This window comes from Bacteroidota bacterium (assembly GCA_034439655.1).
Classification (GTDB): Bacteria; Bacteroidota; Bacteroidia; order UKL13-3; family UKL13-3; genus CANJUD01.
Map to the genome: position 1 here is coordinate 16,188 of JAWXAU010000012.1, position 11,264 is coordinate 27,451.

Annotated in this window: 13 protein-coding genes and 1 pseudogene; 8 read left to right on the forward strand and 6 right to left on the reverse strand. The window is 36.6% G+C overall.

The annotated features are described in order from the left end of the window. Positions 1-8: 8 nt before the first annotated feature. From SGJ10_00870 to SGJ10_00885, 4 genes are all read right to left on the reverse strand, one after another. Positions 9-1,265, reverse strand: a complete 1,257-nt coding sequence (locus SGJ10_00870; protein ID MDZ4756675.1) for an NAD(P)/FAD-dependent oxidoreductase — start codon at positions 1,263-1,265, stop codon at positions 9-11. A gap of 39 nt (positions 1,266-1,304) precedes the next feature. Continuing rightward, positions 1,305-1,490 (reverse strand): hypothetical protein, encoded by a 186-nt coding sequence (locus SGJ10_00875; protein ID MDZ4756676.1) that lies wholly within the window; start codon positions 1,488-1,490, stop codon positions 1,305-1,307. A 396-nt stretch (positions 1,491-1,886) separates the two neighbouring features. Continuing rightward, positions 1,887-2,339, reverse strand: a complete 453-nt coding sequence (locus tag SGJ10_00880; protein ID MDZ4756677.1) for a hypothetical protein — start codon at positions 2,337-2,339, stop codon at positions 1,887-1,889. Between the two features lie 185 nt (positions 2,340-2,524). Next, on the reverse strand, positions 2,525-2,941 hold the full coding sequence (locus tag SGJ10_00885; GenBank protein MDZ4756678.1) for a RidA family protein: 417 nt from the start codon (positions 2,939-2,941) through the stop codon (positions 2,525-2,527). A 60-nt stretch (positions 2,942-3,001) separates the two neighbouring features. On the opposite strand from SGJ10_00885, the gene SGJ10_00890 reads away from it, so the two are divergent. From SGJ10_00890 to SGJ10_00910, 5 genes and pseudogenes are all read left to right on the forward strand, one after another. After that, positions 3,002-3,571 (forward strand): hypothetical protein, encoded by a 570-nt coding sequence (locus SGJ10_00890; GenBank protein MDZ4756679.1) that lies wholly within the window; start codon positions 3,002-3,004, stop codon positions 3,569-3,571. Between the two features lie 91 nt (positions 3,572-3,662). Next, a pseudogene (locus SGJ10_00895) lies at positions 3,663-4,835 on the forward strand (ATP-grasp domain-containing protein). Between the two features lie 385 nt (positions 4,836-5,220). Then, the gene (locus tag SGJ10_00900) at positions 5,221-6,318 is read left to right on the forward strand and encodes an HlyD family efflux transporter periplasmic adaptor subunit (GenBank protein ID MDZ4756680.1); all 1,098 of its coding nucleotides are present in this window, start codon (positions 5,221-5,223) and stop codon (positions 6,316-6,318) included. Next, positions 6,318-7,577, forward strand: coding sequence for an FtsX-like permease family protein (locus SGJ10_00905; GenBank protein ID MDZ4756681.1), 1,260 nt, complete (start codon positions 6,318-6,320; stop codon positions 7,575-7,577). Before SGJ10_00900 ends, SGJ10_00905 begins: the two co-directional genes overlap by 1 nt. A gap of 1 nt (position 7,578) precedes the next feature. After that, positions 7,579-8,250 (forward strand): ABC transporter ATP-binding protein, encoded by a 672-nt coding sequence (locus SGJ10_00910; protein ID MDZ4756682.1) that lies wholly within the window; start codon positions 7,579-7,581, stop codon positions 8,248-8,250. 219 nt (positions 8,251-8,469) lie between these two features. On the opposite strand, the gene SGJ10_00915 is transcribed toward SGJ10_00910, so the two are convergent. After that, positions 8,470-8,775, reverse strand: a complete 306-nt coding sequence (locus SGJ10_00915; protein ID MDZ4756683.1) for a (2Fe-2S) ferredoxin domain-containing protein — start codon at positions 8,773-8,775, stop codon at positions 8,470-8,472. A 277-nt stretch (positions 8,776-9,052) separates the two neighbouring features. Further along, the gene (locus SGJ10_00920) at positions 9,053-9,616 is read right to left on the reverse strand and encodes a hypothetical protein (GenBank protein MDZ4756684.1); all 564 of its coding nucleotides are present in this window, start codon (positions 9,614-9,616) and stop codon (positions 9,053-9,055) included. 225 nt (positions 9,617-9,841) lie between these two features. On the opposite strand from SGJ10_00920, the gene SGJ10_00925 reads away from it, so the two are divergent. The 3 genes from SGJ10_00925 (at position 9,842) to SGJ10_00935 (ending at position 11,222) form a co-directional block, all read left to right on the forward strand. Further along, positions 9,842-9,997, forward strand: a complete 156-nt coding sequence (locus tag SGJ10_00925; protein MDZ4756685.1) for a hypothetical protein — start codon at positions 9,842-9,844, stop codon at positions 9,995-9,997. A gap of 178 nt (positions 9,998-10,175) precedes the next feature. After that, entirely contained in the window at positions 10,176-10,607 is a 432-nt protein-coding gene (locus SGJ10_00930; protein MDZ4756686.1) for a hypothetical protein, read from the forward strand. Then, positions 10,608-11,222 carry a hypothetical protein gene (locus tag SGJ10_00935; protein MDZ4756687.1) on the forward strand — a complete coding sequence of 205 codons (615 nt, stop codon included), beginning with the start codon at positions 10,608-10,610 and terminating at the stop codon, positions 11,220-11,222. Positions 11,223-11,264: the final 42 nt, after the last annotated feature.

Genomic DNA, 11,264 nt, shown 5'->3' on the forward strand with positions numbered 1-11,264 from the left:
TTATAATACTACTTCTTCTTCCCTTGCGTTAAAATCAATCGCAATGAAGTATCCTTTGTAATATATGCCCATGCCCAATTAATAAATATAATCAATTTATTTTTCACACTGAGTATAAGCATGAGGTGCAAAAACATCCAAACCAACCACGCAAAATATCCCTTAAATTGTATAAAGGGTAAATCGACCACAGCCTTGTTACGACCAATAGTGGCCATGGAACCAAGGTCTTTATATTCAAATTCTTTAGTAGATTTATTATAATATATAGCTTTCAAATTCTTGGCTAATAGTTTCGCCTGATTGATAGCCACATTTGCCAATTGGGGATGGCCCTTTGGATACTTTGGTGTTTCCATGGAAGCTATATCACCAAGAGCAAAAATATTTTCCGAGCCTTCCACTTTATTGATGCGATTTACTTTAAATCTATTGCTGTTTGTTATGATACTTATAGGAAATCCCGGTATGGTATTTCCTATAACACCAGCTGCCCAAATTACTGTTTTTGTTTTGATAGTTTCACCTGTGCTCAAAGTTAAAAATTCACCATCATAGTCTTTTACAAAAGTTTCGGTATATATGGTAACGCCCATTTCTTGCAAATACTTTTTCGAAGCATTTTTTGCAGTAACACTCATACTATTTAAAGTATCTTTACTACCTTCCACTAAGGTGATATTAAATTTAGAAAAATCGATTCCTGGAAAATCTTTGGGCAATATATGTTTCTTTATTTCAGCAAATGCTCCTGATAGCTCAACCCCAGTGGGACCAGCACCTACAATCACTAAATTAAACAAACTTTCTTTTACATGTTCTTCCGCCGATATAATATTTTCGAAGTTTTGTATGATGTGATTTCTAATAGTAATTGCATCATAAGTTGTTTTTAAGGTCAGTGTATTTTTACTGATATTTTCATTGCCGAAAAAATTTGTTTTGCAACCTATTGCAATCACTAAGATGTCATATTCAAATTCACCTATTGTGGTAGCAATTTTATTATATATTTGATTTACACTTAATACTTCGGCAAGCCTTATTTGAACATTTTTATTTTTCTTGAAAATATTTCTTAGCGGAAATGAAATGCTTGATGGCTCAAGCTGTGAAGTAGCAACTTGATAAAATAGGGGTTGAAACTGATGGTGATTGATTTTATCAATGAGCAGGACCTCAAATAATTTTTCATCGAGTGTTTGAATAAATTGAATTCCTGCAAAGCCTCCACCTATTACAATTACTTTTTTTTTAATCTGCATATAGTGTATTACAACAATCCAAATAGGATTAGGTTTTACTTATTGTTTTCTCTTATTAAGTTTCTCCAATATTTTCGCTGAAATGGTATCAGAATAAATTCCATAACCTGTTACCAAAATACCTTTAACACCCGTCTTTGATTCGATGGCATAAACCACAGCTTCATCTGCAGGGTCGGAGTCGCCTTCGTAGCGGTATACGTCTACAATCTCAAAATCATCCACTTCGAATTTCCCTGTATGGCAAACAAGGCAGTTTTCTTCTAAATTGAAATCAATATTAAAGCCGTTTCCTAAGCTTACTAATAGCAGTTGATACTGTATCGTAGTGAAAATATTCTTCCATATCGATTATACCGAAACTCAATATATAATAGTCCAAAAGAAAGGGCTAATTCCCCCGCAAGTTTGCGGGGCTTTCGGGATGTAGTTCGGCATTACCATTCTAAAAACTAAATTCGCCACAGGCGGAGAACTATTTTAGTTTAAGAATTGGTATTATATAAGAAAATAGTATTGAATCGGGGCTTGAAAATTTCGTTTCGCTTCATTCAATATTTTATTTATAATTGTGCTTATTTCTGTAGCCTTGGTCTGGGTGGTCGCAGCAGCAGTATGAAATCATTTGCATTTTTTCAACATTTGACTCAGTAATGTTTTATCCCAGTACTTTTTCGGAGTGATTTTTTTATATCTTTTCAAATAGAATTTGCTTTCCTTACAATTACCCAAAATATAGTGGCAGAATGATATATCCCAAAGGACCGCAGTGTAATCCGATTTATGAGGAAGTGCTTTTTCAAACATACCAATTGCAGCTTTTATATATTCCAAATTCTCAGTTTTCATATAGATTCTGTAATAACACCAAGCCAAATCTCTATAATATAATTGGATACTTTTTGAAATCAGATTGGTGTCAAAAGTTTCCATGTTTACTTTGGCCTGATAAAATGTTGCACTATCAACAGGTTCGCAAGACAGTTTTGACAAACTATCTCTCATTAATTTATAATCTTGGCTTTGGGCACTTGTCAAATTATTGATTAAAAGGAAAATTATAATCAGTTGCATCGTTTTCATCATATTTATAAGGTCTTCCCCGCAGGACTTTATTTTCCACTATCATTATTTTTTACCAAAAGGTCGTCCCCCTAGGACCTTATAATTTCTAATTTTTTAAATCCAAGCATTAGTGGCAATCTTAATTCGTCAATAAATTCTCGCGTCAGCCAAATTGCAAATCATTAAATCATAAATTAAACCGTTGCCACTACCTTCAACTCGATCCCAATAGGTGTGGGCAAACAATTAACCTCTAAAGTGGTTCTGCAAGGTGGGTTCTCGGCAAAATATTCCGCCCAAAGTTTATTATAGATGGGGAAATCGTCTTTCATATTGGTGAGGTAAACCGTCACATCTACAATTTTGTCCCAACTACTGCCCGAATCTTCCAAAATATATTTCACGTTTTTGAAAACCGAATGGCATTGGGCTGCGATATCGTAACTGGTAATTTGTCCTTGCTCATCGAGTTCTACCCCAGGAATTTTTCTTGTACCACGTTCACGCGGGCCTACTCCCGAAAGGAAAAGAAGGTTGCCTACACGTCGTGCATGAGGGTATAAACCCACAGGTTCAGGGGCTTTGCCCGATTCGATAGAATGTTGTTCCATTGTTGAAAATTATTAAATCAATAGTATTACTTTTGTCCCGCAAATTAAAACACACAAATCATGAAAAATCTAAAATTTCTTTTTGTTATGGCTTTCGCGGCCTCTACAGTAATGTTCTCTTGCAAGTCGGGCAAGAAAGATGGTGATGCCAATGCGGCATACCTTAAAAACTGGGACAGTCTGAAAACAGTCCTTGCTGGTTTCGATGCCGACCTCGTGAAAATGAAGGACGACATGAAAAAAATGAACGATGAGAAGATGAGTTGCAAGCCACAGAAAGGCAAAGAGAAGCAGTGCGACTCGTTGAAACAATCATGTTCCGAAATCACCAAAAATATGGACAGCCTTTACAAAGCATATAAGGAAGCGGTTGCCAAATCGGATACAAAAAGTGCCGACCTTAAAACCATGAAAGAGAAGGCAGACAAAGGCGACAAAGAAGTAACAGCCGAAAAAGTGCAAGCCGCATACGACGAAGCTGCTGCAGAATTAGGTTCTGCTATTTCGATGTTCAATCCGAAGGATGAAAATTCCGCATTCAAAACAGAATGGAAACACTGCGACGAAAATTGCAATGCCTGCGAAGGCATTTGTGAAGGAGAAGAAACTGAAAAGAAAAAGGATAAATAATACTAATAATATGAATAACAAAAAAAAGCAGCCATTATTTTTGAAGGCTGCTTTTTTTGTATAATATAAAATCATGCAACACTTAGATAGTAACGAATCAACACCATCTCCTAAAAAGAAAATTATTGTACTCGGCTCGGGCCCAAACCGCATTGGTCAAGGCATTGAGTTCGATTATAGCTGTGTACATGGACTTATGGCTGCACAAGAATGCGGTTATGAAGCTATTATGATAAATTGTAATCCAGAAACGGTGAGTACCGATTTTGATATGGCAGATAAATTATATTTCGAGCCTGTGTTTTGGGAACATTTGCGTGAAATAATTTTGCACGAAAAACCAGAAGGTGTCATCGTTCAATTAGGCGGACAAACTGCTTTAAAATTGGCTAAAAAATTGGAAGAACATGGCGTGAAAATTATTGGCACCTCATATAAAGATATGGATCTTGCCGAGGACCGTGGTTTGTTCAGCGACTTATTAAAAGAATTGGGAATTCCGTATCCGCAATATGGTGTAGCAGAAACCGCCGAGGAAGCTATAAAAGTAGCAAAGGAAGTTGGATACCCTGTATTGGTTCGCCCCAGCTATGTGCTGGGCGGACAAGGGATGAAAATCGTGATTAATGATGAAGATTTGGAACAAGCTGTTATAGGTTTGATGGGTGAGTTACCTGGCAATAGAGTTCTTATAGATCACTTCCTCGATAGAGCAGAAGAAGCTGAAGTAGATTGTATATGCGATGGCGAAGATGTACATATTATTGGCGTGATGGAACATATAGAACCTGCGGGTATCCACAGTGGAGATTCATCGGCGGTATTACCACCATTTACACTGAATGCCGGCGTAGTAAAAACGATGACTGATTATGCTGTGAGGCTTGCCCATGCAATAAATGTTCGTGGATTGTTAAATATACAATTTGCCATTAAAGATAATTATGTATATGTGATAGAAGCAAATCCTCGTGCCAGTCGTACCGTGCCTTTTATTGCAAAAGCGTATCAAGTTCCTTATATAAATATTGCTACACAAGTAATGTTGGGTGCAAAGAAATTGAAGGATTTTAATATTATGCGTAAGCTTGAGGGATTTGCCATTAAGGAACCTGTTTTTTCTTATAATAAATTTCCTGAAATTGAAAAAGAACTTGGCCCTGAAATGAAATCGACCGGCGAGGCTATATTGTTTATTAAAGATTTATATGATCCTTATTTTAGGCAATTGTATAAAGAGAAGAGTATGTATTTGAGTAAGTAGGAGGAAGCCCTACGGTGGTTGCGAGCACGAAGCTTAGCCTAGGCGAGGCTTTTTTGTATCATACAGATTTGACAACTTTGCTAAGACACAAGCCAAGGCCAAATTGCCAAATCATCATGGTGTTTGTCATCCCTCCCGATAGATATCGGGAGATAGGAGGGATCTACTAATATTATAATACATATAGGAGTTTCCTCATCCCTCGGGAAGACAAAATGCCCGAGGCATTAGTTTATGACGTTTCGCCGCGGCGAATAGGATGACGATACCCACTACGTTTCAACCCCAAATTTTGACGTACAACAAAATTTTCTGAATAAGAGTTAATTTGCAGTCTTATTTTTGATAATTCATTCGCGGTGGCGAACAACAAAACTAACTTGTTATGAGCTATAAATTTTCTTTATATATAAGCATTGTTACTATACTTTTTGCCTCATGTGGCAATAAGGAAGCTCCCATTAAACCTGAAACCAAAAGCATGACCGAAGCTGTGTACGCCTCGGGAGAAATAATACCTGCGGGGAATTACAAACTATATTCTTTAGTGGATGGAGTGCTGATGAAAAAATTGGTGGCCGAAGGTGATATGATAACCAATGGTCAAACCTTATTTGAACTGGATGCCGATGTGCAAGAATTTAGAAGGGCAAATTCACAGCAAAGTTATAATACTGCTTCGCAAAATTTCGGGCCTTTGCTCGATGAGCTTTCTTTGCAAGTCCAGTCTGCCGAGAATCGCTACAGGCAAGACTCGCTCAATTTTATTCGCTATGATAATCTACGGAAAAGTGATGCGATTGCCATGATAGAATTTGATAAAGCCAAATTGCTTTTACAAAATTCTCGCAATGAATATTTGCTGTTGAAGAAAAGATATGTACGTACCAAAAATCAACTGTCATTGGAATTAAATAATGCTCGTACACAATTGAACATAAACGAAAGCGACCGCAGTAAATATAACATTAAAGCACTAGATGGAGGCAAAGTATATGAAATATATAAAGAGAATGGAGAATTGATTCGTCGTTACGAACCAGTTGCTATGATAGGGAATTCGAAACAGATGGAGATAAAAATGATGGTGGAAGAAGAAGATATTTCCAAAATAAAGATTGGTCAGGAAGTGGTGATAAAAATAGATGGCTTTGCCGATAAAGTATATAAAGCCACGGTGAAAAGTATATATCCCAGTATCAGCAAGCAAGAACAAGCTTTCCGTGTTGATGCACTATTGATAGATGCTCCAACAAATATATATCCCGGGCAAAGTGTGGAAGCCAATATTATTATCAACCAGAAAAAAGATATACTGTGTGTGCCGAAGAATTATATACAAGGAAAAGATACCGTATGGGTGATGAAAAATAATGAAAAGACGGCCATTAAAATAGAGGCAGGTATTTCAGACATAGAATGGGTAGAAATATTGTCAGGAATTAATAAAAATGATGAACTAGTAAAACCACCCAAGAAATAATGAAGTTCGGCATCAATTTAAAAATTGCCAAAACACATTTGTTGGCCAAAAAGAAACAAACTTTGGTGGCTATGTTGGGAGTTACTTTTGGTATTGCCATGTTTACCTTAATGATAAGTTTTATGACGGGCGTGAACAATTTATTGGAAGATACCATGTTGAGTGCGTCGCCCGATATTCATATATATAATGATATAAAACCTGTAAAAAATTCCATACTCGACGATTATTACAATAATGATAAAAGTCATTTGAATATTACCCACCACCAACATGTAAAAGAACAACAAAGAAATCTAAAAAATGGCTGGGAGATTGTACAATATTTGAAGAAGGATAATCGTATTAAGGGAATCTCGGCACAGCTTGCCACACAAGTGTTTTACAGGCAAGCTGGAATTGAAATGAATGGCGTTTTGTCAGGAGTGGATATATTTGAAGAAGATAAACTTTTTGAGCTAAGTAAGAAAATGAAGTTTGGCAAAATTGAAGATTTGAAAAACACTTCTAATGGTGTAATAATGGGTGTTGGATTGGCAAGGAAATTAAATCTGAGAGTAGGAGATAAAATAAATGTGTCTACTCCATTAGCTACAAGTCAACGATTAAAAATTGTAGGTATATTTGGTATGGGTGTGGCAGCAATTGATAATACCAAATGTTATACAAACTTGCCTACAGTACAAAAACTATTGTTGGTCGACCCAAATTATATAAGCGACATTAATATAAAACTCACCGAGCACCGTGATGCAAAGCCAATGGCGGGTGACCTTGAAAAACAACTCGGCTATAAATGTGAAGATTGGGAAACATCTAATGCTACCTTATTAATAAGTTTTACGATTAGAAGTATATTAACTTTTGTAGTAGTAACTACATTATTAGTAGTTGCAGGATTTGGAATATATAATATCATGAACATGACGATATATGATAAGATGAAAGATATAGCTATATTAAAAGCCACTGGTTTTTCAGGCGGCGATATTGTGCGAATATTTTTGAGTCAATCTCTTATTATAGGTTTACTAGGTGGACTTTCGGGTATATTATTAGGGTTGGGGTTATCATACGGCTTATCGAAGGTGCCTTTTGATGGTGGGGAGTTTTTGGCTATTGATCATTTGCCCATTACATTCGACATCAAGTATTATATACAAGGCATTGTATTTGGACTTGCAACTACAGCCTTTGCAGGATATTTTCCTGCGAAGAAAGCATCAAAAGTAGATCCTGTAAAAATAATTCGTGGATAATATGGACACGGTTTTAAAAGCAGAAAATATCGTCAAATATTTCAATGAACCTGAACAATTCGAGGTTTTAAAAAATATTACTTTCGAAGCTAAGCGTGGTGAATTCCTGAGCCTCGTGGGCAAATCGGGTTGTGGTAAATCAACACTATTATATATACTTTCTACCCTCGATACCGATTATAAAGGTACACTAGTTGTAAATGGAGAAACACTCACAGGCAAATCACAAAATGAGTTGGCAAAATTTAGAAATTCACATATAGGTTTTGTATTCCAATTTCATTTTTTATTACCTGAGTTTTCTTGTTTGCAAAACGTAATGCTGCCAGCTTTGAAGTTGGGAAAGTATACTACAGAAGAAATTGAACATCGGGCTTATGACAAATTAAAACTATTGGGTGTTGAAGAACAAGCACTCAAGCTTTCGAGCAAGCTAAGTGGTGGACAGCAGCAACGTATTGCTATAGCCCGTGCCCTCATTAATGATCCAAGTATTATAATGGGCGATGAACCCACAGGAAATTTGGATTCTGAAAACACAAAAAATGTATTTAATATATTAAAAGAGTTATCTCAGGAATTTGGACAAACTATTATAGCCGTTACGCATGATAAAGAATTTGCCGATAAAACAGATAGGATTATTGAGATGGAGGATGGAAGAATATTATAGGGATAGGTCCGCCGCCTGCGGATTGGATTCAGTTCGCCGCCGGCGAATGGGAGCGTACGCCTAATATCTATATGGTTTTTGTCTTGTTATACCGCACGCCTGCGGGAGAGACATCTCACAAATGCATGCTTTTTTCAGAGATGTACTTTCTTTTCTGTTTAGTATTTTAAAGGTATAAAAACATAGTAGATCCCTCGTTCCTCGGGAAGACAATAATACTTAAAATGTAATCAAAAACTCCTCAACGGGTTTTCCTCCAATAATATGTTTTTCTATAATAGTCTCCACATTTTCGGGCTTGAGGTGGCCGTAGTATTCACCACCGGGATATACAACAACGCTGGGGCCGAAGTTGCAGGCATCAATGCAGCCTGCTCGCTGTGCACGCACTTTGCCTTGTAATCCTTTATCACGCAGCACCCGTCGAAATTCAGCAACGAGTTCCATGCCCCGTTCTTGTCCGCAACAAACTTTGCCTTCAGCTTTTTGGTTGGCACAAATGAATATATGATAGTCGTAACGCATTATAGTAGTTAGCCCGCCGCGGCGGGCAGTAGTCAGTAGTCAGTGCCATGCGGCTTCAGCTACCGTTTCCTGTTTCCTGTTTACTGTTTACCGTTTACTGTTTCCTGTTTCCTGTTTACTGTCTACTGTTTCCTGTTTCCTGCCCGCCGCAGCGGGCTGATCACTGTTACTAATTATAAAAAAAACCCGCTACCGAAGCGGGCTGGTTGTGTTGGCAAATCCATTCATTTTACCTAACTATCTCGCATCTAACAAGACAGGTATCTTTTGAGTGCAATTAAAAATCGTCAACCGCACGGTTAATTTTTTTAGCTTCAGTCATTTCAAAATCGCTAGTGAATTCCACTGTCACGAAGTCTATACTTGGGTCATCGTAATCGGTGAGTGTAAGTCTTACTTCTTCTATATTATTCCAAATAAGTTCATAGGCATTGGTTAGATCAAATATTTGTGTAGCTTTTTCAAACTTAGTTTCCAAAATATATTTGATATCCGATTTTTGAGATTTCGGTATCACCAATCTCACTTTATTTAAACGGCCCGAAGCATTGAAAGAGTAGTATATGTTTTTGCACACAACAGTGCCGATTGTCATATCATCATCCTGCAAAGAATAGGCACAAGTATCTTCTTTTAATTTCGCTTTTACGAAAGTGGGGGCCATGCCGTTCACTTTAATAGAATCCTTAACCGAGCCCCATTTAATTTCACGAAACTTAGGACAGTTAAACGTGCTGGGCTTGATTTCCGCCGTTTTCTTTTTGTGCGATGTTGATGTTTGGGCCGAGATACCGCTACTAGCAAATAGCAATAATAAGAAGCATGAATATATTTTCTTCATAATGGTCGTATTTATATTTTTCAGTGGGCAAAAGTAAAGGGTATATTCGTTTGCAATATGATGAAGGCTTGATTGTTTTTCAACTAGGGGTTGTGATATGTCTATTTATAAGTACAAAGTATTTTAGAAACCTTTGGTGTTAGTGGATATTAAAGGTTTTTGTAAACATCCAAGAAGCTAATAATTTGAGTTGTAGGAAAAGTGTTTTATATTGCAGGTCTAATTATGAAGAACATAAAATATATACTAGGCATCATTGCTTGCTGTTTATGTTGCAATATATTAAATGCACAATTACTCATATTGGAAAAAACATACGGTAATGATAATTGGAATGCTTCAGGGATTGATTCCATTCAAACTTATGATGGTGGTTATTAATTGCAGGCTCAGGAGGAGACCCATTGGGTTTTTACTTTCTGAAAATTGATAAGAGCGGAGATACTATATAGACCAAATCATGCTTTAACGGTAGGTTGGTTGATTATACTTGTAGGTTTATTGCACAAGTTGCTGATGGCGGGTATATAGCTATAGGAATGGGCAGCGATGATTTCAAATGTATAGGCATTCATATTATATGATGGATGGTAAAGGTGATACTTTAAGGCATAAAACCTATGCTTGTTATGATTTTTCAAGCTTCGTTCGAGGTATCCCTGATGCGGGTTATATTATAACAGGTCAGAAATTAACCAATATTGGATATCAAGCTTATTTGCTAAAGTTAGATTCTGTGGGCGATAAACAGTGGGAGAACATATATGGGAGACCAGGAATGATCAATGGGATAGATGTGATTGTGACCAAAGATGGAAATTATATGATGGTTGGACGGAATAGTATGACTATGAAATTTAACGGAACAGACCAATATGGGGTTTATCTTGCCAAAGTAAAACCCAATGGAGATAGTATTTGGACAAAAACACTAAATTGTAAAGGCAATACCGTTGGTTCCAGAATAATGGAAACCATGAACGGAGGATAGGTGATAACAGGTACTACTGATAGTATAGGTAATAAAGGAGGCTATATAGTTAAAACAGATATAAAAGGGAATATAAAATGGGAAAAAACCTATGGCAAAACCGCTGATGATGGTTTTGGAGATATCCTGCAAACAAATGATGGTGGTTATATCTTTGCAGGGAGTAGAGGCTCATTTAATAACGGTATGTTGCCAAAATATCATACTGATGGTGATATATATATATATATAGCAAAAAATGATAGTGACGGCAATATAAAATGGGATAAATATTTTGGTGGTAAATATAGGGATGAAGGAGGGGTGCTTAAAAGGGCTAATGACGGAGGTTATATTTTGTTGGGCAGCACATGGAGTTTTGGGAATAGAAGGCGTATATATTTAGCCAAACTTGATAGTAATTTCAATGTTTTTGGGGTAGGCATCTGCAACCCACAGGGCAATATCGGACATAATGCTGGAAAAGGTTTTTGTGTGTTCCCCAACCCAACCAATGCTTCTATTAATATAGAATACAATTCTATCCAAAAGCTAGACCTAACAATATATAATACCGAAACTCAATATATAATAGTCCAAAAGAAAGGGACTAAATGTATTAGACCTCTTTCATAATTCGATTCTAATAAATATAAAGGTTTGAAACACGAATTTTAA

Bases quoted from the DNA above. Each gene is read 5' to 3' on its own strand.
- SGJ10_00905 (MDZ4756681.1), top strand. From the start codon at position 6,318: ATGAAGTTCGGCATCAATTTAAAAATTGCCAAAACACATTTGTTGGCC.
- SGJ10_00925 (MDZ4756685.1), top strand. From the start codon at position 9,842: ATGAAGAACATAAAATATATACTAGGCATCATTGCTTGCTGTTTATGT.
- SGJ10_00890 (MDZ4756679.1), top strand. From the start codon at position 3,002: ATGAAAAATCTAAAATTTCTTTTTGTTATGGCTTTCGCGGCCTCTACA.
- SGJ10_00880 (MDZ4756677.1), bottom strand. From the start codon at position 2,339: ATGCAACTGATTATAATTTTCCTTTTAATCAATAATTTGACAAGTGCC.
- SGJ10_00885 (MDZ4756678.1), bottom strand. From the start codon at position 2,941: ATGGAACAACATTCTATCGAATCGGGCAAAGCCCCTGAACCTGTGGGT.
- SGJ10_00870 (MDZ4756675.1), bottom strand. From the start codon at position 1,265: ATGCAGATTAAAAAAAAAGTAATTGTAATAGGTGGAGGCTTTGCAGGA.
- SGJ10_00900 (MDZ4756680.1), top strand. From the start codon at position 5,221: ATGAGCTATAAATTTTCTTTATATATAAGCATTGTTACTATACTTTTT.
- SGJ10_00915 (MDZ4756683.1), bottom strand. From the start codon at position 8,775: ATGCGTTACGACTATCATATATTCATTTGTGCCAACCAAAAAGCTGAA.
- SGJ10_00930 (MDZ4756686.1), top strand. From the start codon at position 10,176: ATGTATAGGCATTCATATTATATGATGGATGGTAAAGGTGATACTTTA.
- SGJ10_00920 (MDZ4756684.1), bottom strand. From the start codon at position 9,616: ATGAAGAAAATATATTCATGCTTCTTATTATTGCTATTTGCTAGTAGC.
- SGJ10_00910 (MDZ4756682.1), top strand. From the start codon at position 7,579: ATGGACACGGTTTTAAAAGCAGAAAATATCGTCAAATATTTCAATGAA.